This is a genomic window from Thalassococcus sp. (genome assembly GCF_982780845.1).
On the sequence record NZ_CEYADA010000007.1, the window covers coordinates 136705 to 153230 of the forward strand.

General features: G+C 57.5%; 13 protein-coding genes. 5 read left to right on the forward strand and 8 right to left on the reverse strand.

Annotated features, from left to right (window positions below):
* Positions 1-3: 3 nt before the first annotated feature.
* From AC4FIA_RS09885 to AC4FIA_RS09895, 3 genes are read right to left on the reverse strand one after another with little or no spacing between them, the layout of a single operon-like run.
* Positions 4-513, reverse strand: coding sequence for a hypothetical protein (locus tag AC4FIA_RS09885; protein WP_490365708.1), 510 nt, complete (start codon positions 511-513; stop codon positions 4-6).
* 26 nt (positions 514-539) lie between these two features.
* On the reverse strand, positions 540-1289 hold the full coding sequence (locus tag AC4FIA_RS09890) for a DsbA family protein (RefSeq protein ID WP_490365709.1): 750 nt from the start codon (positions 1287-1289) through the stop codon (positions 540-542).
* Positions 1290-1307: 18 nt separating this feature from the next.
* The gene (locus tag AC4FIA_RS09895; RefSeq protein ID WP_490365710.1) at positions 1308-2621 is read right to left on the reverse strand and encodes a M48 family metalloprotease; all 1314 of its coding nucleotides are present in this window, start codon (positions 2619-2621) and stop codon (positions 1308-1310) included.
* 54 nt (positions 2622-2675) lie between these two features.
* Here AC4FIA_RS09895 and AC4FIA_RS09900 point away from each other — a divergent pair, with 54 nt between their 5' ends.
* The 4 genes from AC4FIA_RS09900 to prfB all read left to right on the forward strand — a co-directional run bounded on the left by AC4FIA_RS09900 (position 2676) and on the right by prfB (position 8994).
* Complete coding sequence (locus AC4FIA_RS09900; RefSeq protein ID WP_490365711.1) at positions 2676-3821, forward strand: pyridoxal phosphate-dependent aminotransferase; 1146 nt, start codon at positions 2676-2678, stop codon at positions 3819-3821.
* 113 nt (positions 3822-3934) lie between these two features.
* Complete coding sequence (locus tag AC4FIA_RS09905) at positions 3935-5161, forward strand: N-acetylmuramoyl-L-alanine amidase (RefSeq protein ID WP_488047747.1); 1227 nt, start codon at positions 3935-3937, stop codon at positions 5159-5161.
* 93 nt (positions 5162-5254) lie between these two features.
* Positions 5255-7804, forward strand: coding sequence for a penicillin-binding protein 1A (locus tag AC4FIA_RS09910; RefSeq protein ID WP_490365712.1), 2550 nt, complete (start codon positions 5255-5257; stop codon positions 7802-7804).
* A 65-nt stretch (positions 7805-7869) separates the two neighbouring features.
* Positions 7870-8994: a peptide chain release factor 2 gene (gene prfB / locus AC4FIA_RS09915; protein WP_103909547.1), complete on the forward strand. Its 1125-nt coding sequence runs from the start codon at positions 7870-7872 to the stop codon at positions 8992-8994.
* Between the two features lie 9 nt (positions 8995-9003).
* On the opposite strand, the gene AC4FIA_RS09920 is transcribed toward prfB, so the two are convergent.
* Positions 9004-9831 carry a helix-turn-helix domain-containing protein gene (locus tag AC4FIA_RS09920; RefSeq protein ID WP_103909548.1) on the reverse strand — a complete coding sequence of 276 codons (828 nt, stop codon included), beginning with the start codon at positions 9829-9831 and terminating at the stop codon, positions 9004-9006.
* A gap of 216 nt (positions 9832-10047) precedes the next feature.
* On the opposite strand from AC4FIA_RS09920, the gene AC4FIA_RS09925 reads away from it, so the two are divergent.
* Positions 10048-10413 carry a hypothetical protein gene (locus AC4FIA_RS09925; RefSeq protein WP_146064511.1) on the forward strand — a complete coding sequence of 122 codons (366 nt, stop codon included), beginning with the start codon at positions 10048-10050 and terminating at the stop codon, positions 10411-10413.
* Positions 10414-10545: 132 nt separating this feature from the next.
* On the opposite strand, the gene ilvN is transcribed toward AC4FIA_RS09925, so the two are convergent.
* The 4 genes from ilvN to AC4FIA_RS09945 all read right to left on the reverse strand — a co-directional run bounded on the left by ilvN (position 10546) and on the right by AC4FIA_RS09945 (position 16358).
* Positions 10546-11106: an acetolactate synthase small subunit gene (gene ilvN, locus AC4FIA_RS09930; protein ID WP_490365713.1), complete on the reverse strand. Its 561-nt coding sequence runs from the start codon at positions 11104-11106 to the stop codon at positions 10546-10548.
* A gap of 52 nt (positions 11107-11158) precedes the next feature.
* Positions 11159-12913, reverse strand: a complete 1755-nt coding sequence (locus AC4FIA_RS09935; protein WP_490365714.1) for an acetolactate synthase 3 large subunit — start codon at positions 12911-12913, stop codon at positions 11159-11161.
* 330 nt (positions 12914-13243) lie between these two features.
* Positions 13244-15286, reverse strand: coding sequence for an ASKHA domain-containing protein (locus AC4FIA_RS09940; RefSeq protein WP_490365715.1), 2043 nt, complete (start codon positions 15284-15286; stop codon positions 13244-13246).
* 115 nt (positions 15287-15401) lie between these two features.
* Positions 15402-16358 carry an agmatinase gene (locus AC4FIA_RS09945; RefSeq protein WP_490365716.1) on the reverse strand — a complete coding sequence of 319 codons (957 nt, stop codon included), beginning with the start codon at positions 16356-16358 and terminating at the stop codon, positions 15402-15404.
* Between the last annotated feature and the right edge of the window lie 168 nt (positions 16359-16526).

Consider the following 16526-nt stretch of genomic DNA (forward strand, 5'->3'; position numbering starts at 1 on the left):
CAGCTACTGGTCTGCTTCAGCCAGATACCGTTCAATCACAAACGGCGGCATGTGGCCGCGGATCATGCGGTCTGACATGACGTAGGCGGGGACCGTGTCCAGCGTCAGTCGCCCCATGATGGCTTGCGCGTTCGTGTCCTTTGAAAGATCGAAAACGCGTGCGGCGATGCCGAGTTTCTGCAAAATGTCGCTCAGTTCATCCCTTGCCAGCGCACAGTCGTCGCAGCCTTCATCCACGAACAAAGCCATCAGGACAGGTCCATCAGCCGTACCGATTTTGGGGCCATCAGAGGCAAACAAAGCTTGGGCTTCTTTGCCGATCCGCTCCAGATCAGCAGCAATGTCATCAGCGTAAATCTCGTCTGCCGTGACGACAGGCGGATAGAGCGCCTTTTGCAAAATTTCAGGTTCGTCGAGGAAAAGCTGTAAAAGTTCGCGTCCCAACGCGGCCTGCGCATCAGGGGCTGCAAACATATCGGCTTGGGCGACGGAGGCCGTCAAACAGGCCGCCATCGCTAAGGTCTTTGTGGACATCGGATTTAGCTGTTGTCGCGGATGTCTTCGACGATCATGCGCATGTCGTTCAGTGGTACATAACCACGCACCAGCTCGTCACCCATGATAAAGGTCGGTGTGCCATTGATTTGGAAAATCTGCGCAAGTTTGCGGTTTTCCTCAATCGCGAAGGTGACCGCATCGCTGTCCATTTCGGCCAGAATAGCGTCTGCATCCAGTTCCAGCGTTTCGGCCAGACGGCGCAGGACCGGTTCGGTCATTTCCGAGTTCATGGCCATCAGCGCATCGTGGGCAGCTTTGTACGCCTCAGGACCCGCCACGTTCAGCGTCGCGATGGCAAAGCGGGACGATACCAAGGACGCCTCACCAAGGATCGGAAATTCCTTTAGGATAAAGCGGATGTTGCCATCGCTTTCGACCAGTTCCTCGACCTCTTTCATCGCCTTGCGGCAATAGCCACAGCGGTAATCAGAGAACTCGATGACGGTAATGTCGCCGTCAGGGTTGCCGCCAACCCATGAATAGCCGTCGTCAAACAGCATCTTGGCGTTCGCGGCGACCATGTTCTTTTCGGCGTCGGCCTGCGCTGCGGCTTGTTTGGCCTCAAGCGCGGCAACGGCTTCCATGATGACCTCGGGGTTATCCAGCAGATAGCTGCGCACTTCGGCGCGGAACATGGCGCGCTCGTCCTCGGTCATGGCTGTGATGTCGAAAGCGAAAGCGGGGGTGCTTAGCGCAGTGATCAGCGCTGTGGCTGCCAGTGTCGTTTTCATTCGGGGTCTCCCTGTGTGTCAGCGTGCGGCTTGTGCGGCCGCAAGTATGTCTTGTGCGCGTTGCCAAGGCGGCGATCCCCGAGGGACCAGTGCTTCGGCGCGTTTGGCGTGGATAGCTGCATCTTTCAAGCGGCCTTGCAAGGCATATCGTTCGGCGGTCGCTACAGATGCCAGACCGGGTTGTTTCGTTTGTGCGTAAGCGACGGCAAGATCGCGTAGAATGCGCGCGTCTTGACCGTCACGCGCCCGCGCACTTTCAAGGGCTTTTAGGGCCTCACGCGGTTGACCGGCTGCCAGTAAGGCGCGACCGAGACCACCCAGAATTAGCGCCTCTTTCGGCGCTTTGGCGGCGGCTTGGCGGTATACGGCAATCGCCGCATTCGCTTGACGGCCTTCCAGCAAAATCTGCCCTTTGAGGTCCAGAAGGAACGGATCATTGGGACGCAGTTGCAATGCCTTGTCGATCGAGGCGACGGCTTTTTTCAGGTTGCTTTGTTTGTGATAGGCCACAGCCTGACGCATGAACCCGATGTCCTGAGTGGCGCTGCTTTCGGCGCGGCGCAACGTCCAGTTCGGGTTGCGCAGGAAGGCCGAAAGTTTGCCCTGTGTTCGTGCGTACCAATAGTTCGCGGTGCCATCGGATTTCTGGTTCTTACCGTAAGCGGCCACATATCCCTGTAGCGCGCGCAGCCGGTCACGGGAAAGGGGGTGCGTGCGCATATAGGGGTCCTGGCGATTTTCCGACAAAACCTCTTGCCCGCGAAAGATTTCCTGAACCTTCACAGCACCTTCGGGGTTGATGCCTGCGGACGTCAGATAACGGATGGATGACTGGTCTGCGGCGGATTCTTCGGCGCGGGTGTGGGCCAGAAAGTTGCGCAGCGCGGACGAACTTGTGCCTGCCGCCACGCCGATACCGGCCTCGGCCCCGCCAGCAGCGGCTGCGATGCCTGACAGGACCAGACCCAAGCCTGCAGCAGTGCGCGCGTTGCGCATGTTGGCCACGCGTCGCGACAGGTGGCCGTTTGCGATATGCGCGGCCTCGTGGGCGATAACGGCCTGAAGTTCTTCGGCCGTGTTCAGCTTCAGGATAAGTCCCGAGTGGATCAGAATATGCTGGGTGTCGGCGACAAAGGCGTTCAGCGAACTGTCATCAACCACAAGCACGCGGATGCGCGACGGGCTAAGACCTGCGGCCCGCAGGATCGGGGCAGAAAGCTGACGCAATGCATATTCGATATCCGCATCGCGCAGCAGGTTGATGGCCCGTGCAGGCGTGGCGGCCATCAGCATCATTGCCGTTGCCATCACAAGAAACCGGATCCACTTCATTGACCTGCTGCCTCGTTCGTTCCAAAGGTTTGGGCAGAGCATAGAGAGGCCAGTATGAAGAACTCAACCCGTGGTTCCGTTGATCCCTTTATTGTGATGGATGTCATGGAGGCAGCGCGCGCCGCAGAAGAGGCGGGGCGCCACATCATCCACATGGAAGTCGGCCAGCCCGGCACCCCTGCACCAAAGGGCGCACGGGCGGCTTTGGCCAAGGCAATGGCGGATGATGCCTTGGGCTATACGGTTGCCTTAGGTCTGCCCGCATTGCGCCAGAGGATCGCGAAATTATATAAAGAATGGTATGGGTTAGAGCTTGATCCGGCCCGTGTCGTTGTGACGTCCGGATCGTCTGGCGCATTTCTTTTGGCCTTCACGGCGCTGTTTGATGCAGGCGACAAAGTGGCGTTGGGTGCGCCGGGATATCCGTCGTACCGGCAAATTCTGAAGTCGCTCAGCCTGACACCGGTCGAGGTACAGACGAAAGCGGAAAACCGCTTGCAGCCCGTGCCATCCGAACTGGAAGGCATCGATTGGCAGGGGCTATTGGTGGCATCGCCCGCGAACCCCACGGGAACAATGCTTGGCTTTGATGCTTTGAAAGAGCTGATCGATTGCGCGCAGGCCCGCAATGCCGCGTTTATTTCCGACGAAATCTATCATGGCATCGAATACGAGGCGAAGGCGGTCACGGCGCTTCAGGTGTCCGATGATGTCTGCGTCATCAACTCGTTCTCCAAGTATTTCTCGATGACCGGCTGGCGCGTGGGCTGGATGGTGGTGCCTGACGCACAAGTCCGCCAGATCGAGCGTTTGGCGCAGAACATGTTCATCTGTCCGCCACATGCCTCCCAGATCGCGGCCCTCGCGGCGCTGGATGATACTGACGAGCTTGAAGCAAACATGGACGTCTACCGTAAGAACCGCGCGCTGATGCTAGCGGGGCTGCCGAAAGCGGGCTTTACCAAAATCGCGCCGCCGGATGGGGCGTTTTACGTTTATGCCGACGTCAGTGATCTGACCGATGACAGCCGCGCTTTTGCCGCCGAGATTCTGGAAAAGGCTGGGGTCGCGGTGACTCCGGGGTTGGACTTTGACCGCGAACGCGGGGCGCAGACGCTGCGCTTTTCCTATGCGCGTGGCACCGCGGATATCGAAGAGGGCCTGTCGCGTTTGAAAACATTCATGGAGCAACGCGGTTAACGGCTCGGCAATCCGATGCCGATAGCAGAAATGTGCGAACAAAGACGCAAGGTTGTGGGTGCGCCTTGCGCGTCATTCTTGTATAGAACGGCGCAAAGTCGCCGGAGAGGCAAATGAGCAGAATTCTGGCTGCGGTTTTGGCAGTGGTTTCCTTGGTAAACAGCGCAGATGCGCAAGACTTCGGGGCGTTGGCACGTGTCGATGCGTCGGGCAGCACTGTGCGTGATGGGTTTTGGGGCCGCGAGACGACGCTGGAACTGGCCCTGTCGCAAGGCGTGCCGTGGCGCGTTTACACTTTGGACGCGCCACGCCGTTTGGTCATCGATTTCCGCGAAGTTGATTGGACCGGACTGGACCCCGACAGCTTTGATCAAAGCGATATCGTGGATGCTGTGCGCGTAGGGACCTTCCGACCGGGTTGGAGCCGTCTGGTCGCCGATCTGAACGAACCGATGTCGCTCGACGAGGCTGGGCTGGTTTTGTCCGAAGATGGCGGTATGGCGCGTCTGACGATCAAATTGCAGAGCACGGATGAAGACAGTTTTGTTGCAGCAAGTGGCGCGCCGCATGATCCCCGTTGGGATTTGCCCGCACCTGCAGCGATTGACGTGGTGCCGAACGAACCGCTGACCAACCGGCCCTTGCGTGTCATGCTGGACCCCGGCCATGGCGGGATTGATCCAGGCGCCGAAGCGGGCGGTGTCGATGAGGCTGATCTGATGCTAGCCTTCGCACTGGAACTTCAGGAGACCCTTTTAAGAGCCGGTAATTTCGAGGTTTTCCTGTCGCGTGAAGCGGATGTGTTTGTATCGCTAGAGGGTCGTGTCGCCGCTGCGCAAAGGGCGCGCGCAGATGTGTTCCTGTCGCTGCATGCGGACGCGTTGGACGCGGGCCAAGCACGAGGTGCGACGGTTTATATCCTGTCAGAAGACGCCACAGATGCGGCATCCGAGGCCTTGGCAGAGCGCCATGACCGCGGGGATATTTTGGCAGGGGTTGACCTGACTGGCTCGGACGACCGGGTAACCGATGTTCTGATCGATCTGGCCCGCGTCGAAAATGCGCCGCGCAGTCTGGCGTTGGGAAATGCGCTGGTCTCTGGTATTCTGGACGCCACCGGCAACATCCATAAGCGGCCCTTGCGGCGCGCGGGGTTTTCGGTATTGAAAGCAGCCGATATCCCTTCGGCTTTGATCGAGGTTGGCTTCCTGTCCACACAACAGGATTTGGACAACCTGACCAATCCCGCTTGGCGGGCCGATATGGCGGCCGGCATTCGGGATGGATTGCAGGATTGGGTGGTCGAGGATATGGCCCTGTCCGACCTGAGGCGGCAATAATTGGCGGTTCTTCGCGTCTGCGCAAATGGTTGTGTTTTGACCCAGCGGGTTCGCGGGTATAGTGAGACGTCAAACGGTACTGGGAATGGCTGAATGATCCGATTTATTATGTCCTTCTTTGGCGGGATTTTCAGTGTTCTGACGCTGGGAATTGGCATGATGGCGCTGACGATTGGCGCTGTTTTCTGGATGTATGGCCGCGATCTTCCCAGCCATGAAAGCCTTGCCCAATACACGCCGCCGACCATCAGCCGGATTTATTCGGGCGAAGGGCGTATCATCGACGAATTCGCGCAGGAACGCCGTCTGTTCACGCCCGCCGATGAAATCCCCGATCTGGTCAAACAGGCGTTTATTTCTGCGGAAGACAAAAACTTTTACCAGCACCAGGGCTATGACCCCCGCGGTATCGCCGCCGCGGCCATCGAAGCGGTCCGGTCCGGTGGCCGGAACGTACGCGGTGCGTCGACCATCACGCAACAGGTCATGAAAAACTTCCTGCTAGGCGGTGAGCGTAGGGCCGAGCGCAAGATCAAGGAAATTCTGCTCGCGGCGCGACTGGAGCAGACGCTGAGCAAGGAGAAAATCCTTGAGCTGTATCTGAACGAGATTTTTCTGGGCCAGAACTCTTACGGTGTGACGGCTGCGGCGCAGACGTATTTCAACAAGTCACTGGCGGAACTGGCCCCGCATGAGGCTGCATTCCTTGCGTCGCTTCCCAAAGCGCCGTCGGATTATCATCCGGTACGTAACAAAGAGCGCGTGACAGATCGCCGGAACTTCGTGCTGAAAGAGATGTACGAAAACGGCTACATTGATCAAGCGACATATGAACAGGAAGTGGCTCTGCCGCTTCGGTCCGTTCAGAATGGCGACTTCGAGCCCTTCCAGAAACAGCTTCCTCCGCGTGATTATTTCACCGACGAAATCCGCCGTCAGCTGAGCCGTGACTTCGGCGAAGGCGAATTCTTTTCAGGTGGTTTCTCGGTTCGGGCGACAATCGAGCCTGATATGCAGGCCGAGGCCGCGGATGCCTTGCGTGTCGCGTTGGAAAACTATGACCGCAGCTTGGGCGTATGGCGCGGAACCGGCAAAACCATTCCTGCGGACCAATTGGGATCCGAAGCCGATTGGCGTGCAGCCCTGTCCAAGATCAGCGTCGCACGTGATGTCGTACGTGAACATGTCTGGCATCCGGCTGTTGTTCTTGAAGTGGGCAGCAACGACGCGCGTATTGGTATTGAAGGTGTCGAAGAGGATGCTGACGGACACTGGATCCCCGCGAAAGACGTGCAATGGGCGCGCAAGTTGAACAAGGACGGATCGCTGGGCCGCAAAGCGCAGGTCGCGGGCGATCTGCTTGAGGTCGGCGATGTTGTGCTGGTGCGTGAAATGACTGCGGACGCAGACGGCAGCTTTATCCGCTGGACACTGCGTCAGGTGCCGCGCGTGCAAGGCGCGTTTATGGCTATGGACGTCAATACTGGCCGCGTGATCGCGATGCAGGGCGGTTTTTCCTACCAGCATTCTGTGTTCAACCGCGCCACGCAGGCCAAACGACAGCCAGGTTCGTCGTTCAAACCGTTTGTTTATGCAGCCGCATTGGATAGCGGATATTCCCCCGCCACCATCATTGTTGACGCGCCGATTGAAATCAACACGCCCCAAGGCGTCTGGCGTCCCAAGAACGCGTCGAACGAATTCTATGGCCCGACTCCACTGCGAACCGGTATTGAACGGTCCCGGAACCTTATGACGATCCGTCTGGCGCAAGAGGTCGGGATGGACGTTGTGGGCCGTTATGCGGAACGCTTTGGCGTCTACGACAACATGAGCCGCGTTTTGGCCAACGCGCTCGGCTCTGAAGAGACAACGCTGTACCAGATGGTCGCGGCCTATGCGATGTTCGCCAACGGTGGTGAGCGCGTAGAGCCCACGCTGGTTGACCGCGTTCAGGACCGCTATGGCGAAACCGTGTATCGCCATGACAACCGCACCTGCGTCGATTGCTTTGACCGCAATATTCCCGCAGGGCGTTCGCCGCGGATCACATCGGATCGTGAACGGATTATGAATGCGGTTACGGCCTATCAGCTGACATCTATGATGAAGGGTGTGGTTGATCGCGGCACCGCGTCGCGCACAGTCAATCTTCCGGTACCTACGGCTGGTAAAACCGGTACGACAAACGATGCGAAAGACGTTTGGTTTGTAGGCTTTACTTCGAACATCGTGGCGGGTTGCTACATTGGTTACGACCAACCGCAGCCTATGGGCCGGGGTGCTTCCGGTGGTGGCATGTGCGGCCCCGTGTTCCAGCAGTTCATGCTGGAAGCCGTCAAAAAGTACGGTGGCGGCGCATTCAAGGTTCCGACCGAGTGTCAGTTCATCAAAATCGACCGTTTCACCGGTGCCCGTCTGTCTGACGACGCATCGGGAGAGAACGTAGTAGCCGAGTGTTTCCGCGAGGGCGAAGAGCCGATTTTTGGCATCCAGTTTGACGGTGGTTGGGCGATGGGATCCGGTTTTGATCTGATCTCCCCAACCGGATCAACGCGGGAAGTCACGACCTCAACCGGCAAGAAAGCCATCGTCGGGCCAAAGGCAAGTTTCGGGTCGCTTAGCTCGGGCGGGCTCTACTGATCTTGTCCGCGAGGTGAGACTGGGCTATCACCTCGCGAACCCATAAAAATACCGAAGGTCCGAGCATGCGTGCCGACGCCCAAAATACTGTCGAAAAAATCCAGAAATCGCTGGACCTTCTTGGTCAGCGTCTGAACCTTGAAACGGCTCCGTACCGTCTTGAGGAGTTCAACGCGCGCACCGAGGACCCTGATCTTTGGAACGATCCTGATGCCGCGCAGAAACTCATGCGCGAACGACAGATGCTGGTCGATGCGATCGAAACCTATGACACGATCAAGCAGGAACTGTCCGATAACATCGAGCTGATCGAACTAGGCGAGATGGAAGAAGATGATGAAGTCGTGGCCGAAGCCGAAGCAGCGCTAAAGGCTTTGGCGGAAACTGCCGCCACCAAAGAGCTGGAAGCACTGCTGGATGGCGAAGCGGACGGCAACGATACCTTCCTTGAGATCAACGCAGGCGCGGGCGGCACAGAAAGCTGCGACTGGGCCAGCATGCTGGCGCGGATGTATGTTCGCTGGGCCGAGAAGAAGGGCTACACGGTTGAGCTGCAGTCCGAAAGCGCGGGCGAAGAGGCGGGCATCAAGTCGGCAGCTTACAAGATTTCGGGTCCCAACGCTTATGGTTGGCTGAAGTCTGAATCCGGTGTGCACCGTCTGGTGCGTATCTCGCCTTACGACTCGGCGGCCAAGCGGCACACGTCCTTTAGCTCTGTCTGGGTGTATCCGGTTGTCGACGACAACATCGAGATCGAAGTGAACCCTGCCGATATCCGCATCGATACGTACCGTTCGTCCGGTGCCGGTGGTCAGCACGTCAACACAACAGACTCGGCTGTGCGGATCACACACGCGCCCACAGGGATTGTTGTGACGTCGTCCGAGAAATCGCAGCACCAGAACCGCGACATCGCGATGAAAGCCCTGAAATCGCGTCTGTATCAGTTGGAACTGGACAAACGGAATGCGGCCATCAACGAAGCCCACGAAAACAAGGGTGATGCAGGGTGGGGCAACCAGATCCGTTCTTACGTTCTTCAGCCCTATCAGATGGTCAAAGACCTGCGGACGCAGGTTGAGACATCGGATACCAAGGGCGTTCTGGATGGCGATCTGGATAAATTCATGGCCGCGACCCTTGCCATGAAAGTGTCTGGCAAGAGCCGCGCCGACGCGCAGGCGGAATAAAACTACGTATCAGGTAAACGGCGTGCTCAGCCTTAGCTGGGCACGGTGGAATGGCGGTAGGTCTTCGACATTGCAAATGCCGGATGCGCGTGCTGCCTCAAGCACCGGGCCGGTTTCACGACCCAGGTACTGATAGACCTGACGCGCGACGCGGCGGCCTGCTTCACCTTCGGGCACGGTACGCACGGTAAATCCCAGCCAGTAGTTGCTTTCGAACGCCGGAATGCGCGCAAGAAAGTTGAAGCTTGTGGTTTGCGTGTTTTTCCGGCTGATCAGCGTTGCGATGCCACCCATCTGTTGCATCACAAATCCGCGGAATTCGCGTGTTTTCGGATCACAAGGCAGGCCCTGTTGGCGCATCGCGTCTTTCGCTTCATGCCCACGCATGAAGGTCAGGCCATCACGACGGTAGACTGACACGAGGCCCTGAAAGAAACGTCCTTCTTCCATAAAGCTAGGCCGCGAAAAGCGGTAAAAGCCCGATGGAAAGGTGTGTTCGTCGGGCTGCAGGGCCGTGTTGCCCAGAAAGCTGGCCAGTTCTTCGTGGCCGAAAAGCGTGGATGCTTGTTTGCCTGTAGCAAGGGTTTCTACAGGTTCCAGTAGGATGCGGGCGTCGACGCCGAAGAAGTCACAGATGCGGTGCAGCACGTCTGGCCGCGGGAAACTTTCACCGGACAGGTAGCGATTAAACTGGGTCCTGTTGATTCCTAAATCGCGGCAAAGTTGTGATATCGAAACAGATGCTTGGGATAATTTCCTAAGATTTGACCCAAAAACCTCGCGGAGTTCGGATGGCGTAAGTGACGCCGCTTTAGCGTTTGGTAACTGGTCCGTCATACGTACTGATTAACCGTGTAAGTCCTAGATTTTGCGCATGTTTTACATGCAAGTCCCGATTTGGCGCTATTTGGCGTCAGGGGTGACACTCATTCGCGTCTTAATCTGTATTGCGTAGACACAAAAAGCAAGAGTTCGTTCGCAGGTTGTGGATGGATCGTTCGGAAATGTTCCCCGAAGCTGGTCTAAATCCGATAAATGAGAGAGGGGTCGCTCATGGTCGCTAGAAATATGTATGGTGTTGTTATTTGGTCCAATGCGGATCAGCGTAAAGCGATCATATGGTGTGAAGATCAAGGTGATCTTGCCTACTATACCAAAGATTGTGCCAGCGCGCTTGATGGCGTCACGTTGGATCCGGGCGATCTGATCCAATTTGATCTGCGATTAGAGCAGAGCCTGCGCATGGTTGATAATCCCCAGCGTGTCGAAAGCGGGTCGCATTCCAACCTCGCATCCAGCCTGAGCACAGAGAACGTCAATCAGGTTGAACCTAGCCGCGTAAGGTCAAAGCGCAGGACGGACAATATCGTGACCTTCCCGACAAAGGCGCGGCCCGAGAGAGAGCTTATTCCAGCGTAGGCAGCTGATCACCAATTCAAACAAGAGCGTCCTTTCCGGCGCTCTTGGCTTTTGTAGAGGTACTCAGAACAGCAGAAACAAAAGCGGCCACCTTTTTGTCAAAGGTGGCCGCTTTAGATCTTGTGGTTAGGCTTATTCGCCGCGGGCAAGTGCCGCGACACCGGTGCGCGCGATCTCGGACAGGCCAAGCGGGCGCATCAGGTCTGCAAAGGCATCTACCTTTTCAGGCGTGCCGGTGATCTGGAAAACAAAGCTTTCCAACGTGCTATCAACTACTTGCGCACGGAAGATGTCGGCCAGACGCAGCGCTTCAACGCGTTTTTCGCCTGTGCCAGCGACTTTCAGCAGCGCCAGTTCACGCTCGACAGAACCGCCTTCGACGGTCAGGTCGTGTACGTCGTGAACCGGAACGATCCGGCCCAGCTGTGCTTTGATCTGCTCGATGATTTGCGGTGTGCCTGTTGTAACGATGGTGATCCGCGAATGATGACCTTGGTGGTCGATTTCGGCCACGGTCAAGCTGTCGATGTTATACCCACGACCGGAAAACAAACCGATAACGCGAGCCAAAACGCCTGGTTCGTTATCAACGATAATGGCAAGCGTATGCGTCTCTAGGTTTTCGTCAAACGTGGATCGTAGGTTATAGGCCGAATGTTTGGTCGAGCCTTTTTTGATGTTTAGTGGGGACATTTGCGGTTTCCGTATTCTATCTTTCAGGCCAAGGCGGGGCAGGGTGCCGGTGTTAAACCAGCACCGCGCCTTTGCCCTTGATGGCGTCAGTGGCCGCGGCGTCGCCCAGCAGCATTTTGTTGTGCGGCTCGCCCGACGGGATCATCGGGAAGCAGTTTTCGTGCTTTTCAACAAGGCAGTCGAAGATAACCGGACCATCGTAGTTGATCATTTCCATGATCGCGTCATCCAGATCCTTCACGTCATCACAATGGATGCCTTTTGCACCAAAGGCTTCTGCCAGCTTCACGAAATCAGGCAGCGCTTCCGACCACGAATGCGAATAGCGTTCACCGTGCAGCAACTGCTGCCACTGGCGCACCATGCCCAGACGTTCGTTGTTCAGGATGAACTGTTTCACCGGCAGGCGATACTGGATCGCAGTGCCCATTTCCTGCATGTTCATCAGCCACGATGCTTCACCGGCCACGTTGATAACCAGTGACTCGGGGTGGGCAACCTGAATGCCGATGGTGGCAGGGAAGCCATAGCCCATGGTGCCCAGACCACCGGAAGTCATCCAGCGGTTGGGATCTTCAAAGCCAAGGTACTGTGCAGCCCACATCTGGTGCTGGCCAACCTCGGTCGCGATATAGCGGTCGCGGCCTTTGGTCAGTTCTTCCAGACGCGCAAGCGCGTGCTGCGGGCGGATGTTGCCTTCTTTCTGTTCGAACTTCAGGCAGTCGACCTTTTTCCACTCTTCGATCTGTGCCCACCAGCGTTGCAGACCCTCTTTGTTGACCTTGCGGCCACGGGCCTTCCAAACCTTCAGGACGTCTTCCAGAACATGGGCAACATCGCCGATGATCGGCATATCTACGTGGATGACCTTGTTGATCGAGGACGGATCGATATCGATGTGCGCCTTTTTCGAACGGGGCGAGAACGCGTCGATGCGGCCGGTGATCCGGTCATCGAAACGCGCGCCGACGTTGATCATCAGATCACAGCCGTGCATCGCAAGGTTCGCCTCGTACAGGCCGTGCATGCCCAGCATACCCAGCCAGTTACGGCCAGATGCGGGGTAGCTGCCCAGACCCATCAGGGTCGAGGTGATCGGAATGCCTGTCGCGTCAACCAGTTCGCGCAGAAGCTGGCTGGCTGCGGGGCCAGAGTTGATAACGCCGCCACCGGTGTAGAACACAGGGCGTTCGGCACCTTCCAGCGCTTCAACCAGCTTGGTGATCATTTCCATGTCACCTTTGACCTTCGGCTCGTAATGGCTTGTGCGGGTCTGCTGCTTGGTTGTGTATTTGCCGCTGGCGAACTGAACGTCTTTGGGGATGTCGATCAGAACAGGGCCGGGGCGGCCGGATGTGGCCACGTGAAAGGCCTCGTGGATGGTTTCCGCCAGTACGTCGGTTTCCTTCACCAGCCAGTTATGCTTGGTGCAGGGGCGGGTGATGCCAACAGTGTCGGCCTCTTGGAACGCGTCAGAGCCGATCATGAACGTCGGAACCTGACCCGTCAGAACAACCAGAGGGATCGAGTCCATCAGCGCGTCGGTCAGGCCGGTGACGGCGTTTGTCGCGCCGGGGCCGGAGGTGACCAGAACAACACCGGGTTTGCCGGTGGAACGGGCATAGCCCTCGGCTGCGTGAACGGCGGCCTGTTCGTGACGCACAAGGATGTGCTGAATGTCGGATTGCTGAAAAATCTCATCGTAAATCGGTAGCACCGCGCCACCGGGGTAGCCGAACACTGTGTCCACGCCCTGATCCTTCAGTGCTTGAACTACCATTTTCGCTCCGGTCATCGCCTTGGTCATTATCTTGCTCCGTCTACGGCGTTACATCTGCGCAATAAAAAAGCCCCCGATTTCTCGAGGGCGCATGGGGTACCGTTATGGTGTCCGTTACCGGCCCATGCGCCATTTTCCCACGACTAGTACAATGCTGGTCATCATTTTGGGGGCTCCTATTACGCGGGGGACATTATGTCGGTGGGATAGGGGCGTCAACCGCATTTGGTGAAGAAAAGTTACCTCAAGGGTGCATTTTCTTTCTGAAAATTGCGCATTCTGTCGAGTCGCGTGAAATTTTCCAAAGAAAAGCCCCGAATCTGGCAGTGTTTCTGACTGGAATCGGGGCTTTTTCTGTTATCCGCGGCGGCGCCGTCTGCGATTGCCGCCCTCGCCACTGTTGCTTGCGCCAAAGCCGACGTCCGGCAGTGTCACGACTTTCTGGAGTTCAGGGTAGGGCGCGGTTTTGTGCGGGATCGCGTTGGCGGCAACGAAATGTTCCTGGAATTTCGGCTCGATCGCCGTTTCCACTTTGGTGATTTCGCGTACCAGCTTTTCGATCCGCGCACGGGCATCGACGTTACAAAGGGCGATGCGCGCACCTGTGCCCGCAGCGTTGCCTGCCGATGTGACTTTATCAAGCGACACATCGGGGATCATGCCCAGCACCATCGCGTGCTTGGGCGATATGTGTGCGCCAAAGGCCCCAGCCAGAACGACGCGGTCCACAGTTTCGACTTCCATCTCGTCCATCAACAAACGCGCGCCAGCGTAAAGAGCAGACTTTGCCAACTGGATGGCGCGCACGTCGCCTTGGGTCACCGTGATACGCGGTCCACCTTCGGCGGTGCCGTCAAAGATCAGGTATTCGTGGGTGCGGCCATCTGGAAGGCACCGTGGCGTGCCGGTTTGCTCTGCCGATCCGATAAGGCCGGAGGCGTCCATCAAACCGGCCATGCGCATTTCGGCCACCGCTTCGATGATGCCAGACCCGCAAATGCCGGTGATGCCCGTTGTGGCGGTCGCCTCGGCAAAACCTTCATGATCCGACCACAAATTGCATCCGATCACGCGGAAACGTGGTTCTTTGGTGACTGGGTCAATCGCAATGGCCTCAATCGCGCCGGGGGCCGCGCGCTGGCCGGACGAAATCTGTGCGCCTTCAAAGGCGGGGCCGGTGGGGGACGAGCATGCAAGAACGCGCGTCGTGTTGCCCAGCAGGATTTCCGCGTTGGTGCCCACATCGACCATTAACACCAGGTCCTCTGATTTGTCGGGCTCTTCCGACAGCGCAACCGCTGCCGCATCCGCGCCCACGTGGCCTGCAATGCAGGGCAGCACATAGATTTGCGCGCTCGGCAGCAAGGCGGTGAGGCCCAGTTCCTGCGCGTTGATCGAAACGCTGTCAGACGTCGCCAGTGCAAAGGGGGCCTGACCCAGTTCAACAGGATCAATGCCCAGCAGCAGGTGGTGCATGACTGGGTTACAAACAAAGACCGTTTCCATTATCTGACCGATGTCGATCTTGGCTTCATCTGCCAATTCACGGGCCAGCGTATCGATGGCCTCGCGCACAGCGGTCGTCATTTCCTTGTCGCCGCCTTCGTTCATCATGGAATAGGACACGCGGCTCATTAGGTCTTCACCGAAGCGGATCTGCGGGTTCATGATGCCGGAGCTTGCCATCACTTCTCCGGTCGCCAGATCGGTCAGATGGGCGGCAACGGTGGTCGATCCCAAATCAATCGCCAAACCGAACAGCCCGCTTTCGTGCAGACCGGGGAAGGCGGTGATGATGGTGGATTGATCGCTGTTGTGCGGCTTGTGCACGGCGACAGTGATCTTCCAATCCGCTTTGCGCAGGATGCGCTGGATTTTGGACAGCACCGACAGGTTCATCTTGACGTTGGTGATGCCCCAGCCGGTTTCCAGCGCCCGTTCGATCCTTTCAAGATCACCTGTGGGCACGTGCATATCGGGTTCTTCGACCTCGATATAATAAAGCCGCGTGGCAGGAGCCATTTCGATCTGACGGGTCGAGGCCGCTTTGCGCACGACCTGTTTGTGCACCTGACTTTCTGGCGGCACGTCGATGACGATGTCGCTTTGCACGGTCGCCTGACAACCCAGACGACGCCCCGGTTTCAACCCGCGCTTTTCGTCATAGCGCTGTTCAACGGCGTTCCATTCCGACAGTGCGTCTTTGGCGACAGTCACGCCGTGTTTGGGGAAATCGCCATAAGACGGCGTGATCTGGCATTTCGAACAGATCCCACGTCCGCCGCACACAGAATCCAGATCAACGCCCAGCGACCGCGCAGCGGCCAGCACGCGGGTTCCTTTGGGAAAACGTCCGCGTTTTCCGGATGGCGTAAACACAACAAGCGGGTCTTTGGTCATGTCGTCGGTCTTTCAGTGCACTAATTTGCCGAGCAACATAGGCGTCTTCCCACAGGAAGGAACCCCGATTGCGACCGGATTAGGCAAATTGCGTCACTTCCGACTGGAAGCGGGTTCAGGACATCTTTCGCGCGTGGAAAATGAAGCCCAGAAAGTTCATCAATAGTTGTGCGGCAAGGATAGATGTACTGCCGGTGGGGTCATAATCCGGCGCGACCTCGACCAGATCGATGCCGACGATTTCATTCTGGTTGGCAACGGCCTGCAGCAGCTCGAGCACTTCGTAGTAAAGAAACCCACCATGGCTGGGTGTTCCGGTGCCTGGAGCGATTGAGGGGCAGAAGGCGTCAATGTCGATGGTGACGTAAAGGCGTTCGCCCATAGGAATGCGTTTGGCCAGCGCCTGAACGCCTATGTCCCGCGCCTGCCGGACCGAGATGATATCGGACCCCATGGAGCGCGCGGCCTCGTACCCTTCGCGCGCCGTGGAACTAACGTTGCGGATGCCGACCTGCGTCAGACCGGTGACATACCCCTTTTCCGCAGCCCGTCGCATCGGGTTGCCATGACCGCGGGTCACACCGTGGCGCACATCGACGAAATCCAGATGCGCATCGATTTGCAGGATGTAAAATGGGTCCTGACCCTCGAATGCCTCGATACAGGGAATATTCACCGAATGGTCCCCGCCGATCACAACGGGCAGGGCACCTGCATCCAGCGCAGCGCGCACGCCCTTTTCGATATTGGCATGACTGCGGATGGTGTCGGTATGGATGATGTCCGCATCCCCCATATCCACGATGGTCACATCTGATCCCAGATAGGTGGCGTCATCTTCGTGGTCGTAAGCCCCGTCATGGCCGAACGAAAACAGCGTCGATGCCTCGCGCACGCTGCGCGGGCCGAACCGTGCGCCCGAGCGCCATTGCGTTCCCGCGTCAAATGGCGCGCCAAGGATGGCGGCATCGGCATCCAGACTGCCCCAGTCTTCGACGTAGGGTTTCTTTGCAAAGGTGCAGATGCCCGTGAAGGGCAGGTTCAAGCGACCGCTGTCATATCCGTGTGTCATGGGCAAAGCTTTGTCACGTATCAGCGATTTGGCAAGCCTGTGACGCATCCGTTTGGATCAAACCGTCGGAATTTGTGAAACAACGATGAAAATCACGCTTGCTGTCTTTCCTTTCCGGTCTTTGCATGTAATAGGGACGCGTCAAACGAAGACTCCCACGGAAAGGTC

Excerpts from the sequence above, each read along its gene's own strand:
- AC4FIA_RS09885 (WP_490365708.1), bottom strand. The coding sequence starts at position 513 with ATGGCGGCCTGTTTGACGGCCTCCGTCGCCCAAGCCGATATGTTTGCA.
- AC4FIA_RS09890 (WP_490365709.1), bottom strand. The coding sequence starts at position 1,289 with ATGAAAACGACACTGGCAGCCACAGCGCTGATCACTGCGCTAAGCACC.
- AC4FIA_RS09895 (WP_490365710.1), bottom strand. The coding sequence starts at position 2,621 with ATGAAGTGGATCCGGTTTCTTGTGATGGCAACGGCAATGATGCTGATG.
- AC4FIA_RS09900 (WP_490365711.1), top strand. The coding sequence starts at position 2,676 with ATGAAGAACTCAACCCGTGGTTCCGTTGATCCCTTTATTGTGATGGAT.
- AC4FIA_RS09905 (WP_488047747.1), top strand. The coding sequence starts at position 3,935 with ATGAGCAGAATTCTGGCTGCGGTTTTGGCAGTGGTTTCCTTGGTAAAC.
- AC4FIA_RS09910 (WP_490365712.1), top strand. The coding sequence starts at position 5,255 with ATGATCCGATTTATTATGTCCTTCTTTGGCGGGATTTTCAGTGTTCTG.
- prfB (WP_103909547.1), top strand. The coding sequence starts at position 7,870 with ATGCGTGCCGACGCCCAAAATACTGTCGAAAAAATCCAGAAATCGCTG.
- AC4FIA_RS09920 (WP_103909548.1), bottom strand. The coding sequence starts at position 9,831 with ATGACGGACCAGTTACCAAACGCTAAAGCGGCGTCACTTACGCCATCC.
- AC4FIA_RS09925 (WP_146064511.1), top strand. The coding sequence starts at position 10,048 with ATGGTCGCTAGAAATATGTATGGTGTTGTTATTTGGTCCAATGCGGAT.
- ilvN (WP_490365713.1), bottom strand. The coding sequence starts at position 11,106 with ATGTCCCCACTAAACATCAAAAAAGGCTCGACCAAACATTCGGCCTAT.
- AC4FIA_RS09935 (WP_490365714.1), bottom strand. The coding sequence starts at position 12,913 with ATGACCAAGGCGATGACCGGAGCGAAAATGGTAGTTCAAGCACTGAAG.
- AC4FIA_RS09940 (WP_490365715.1), bottom strand. The coding sequence starts at position 15,286 with ATGACCAAAGACCCGCTTGTTGTGTTTACGCCATCCGGAAAACGCGGA.
- AC4FIA_RS09945 (WP_490365716.1), bottom strand. The coding sequence starts at position 16,358 with ATGACACACGGATATGACAGCGGTCGCTTGAACCTGCCCTTCACGGGC.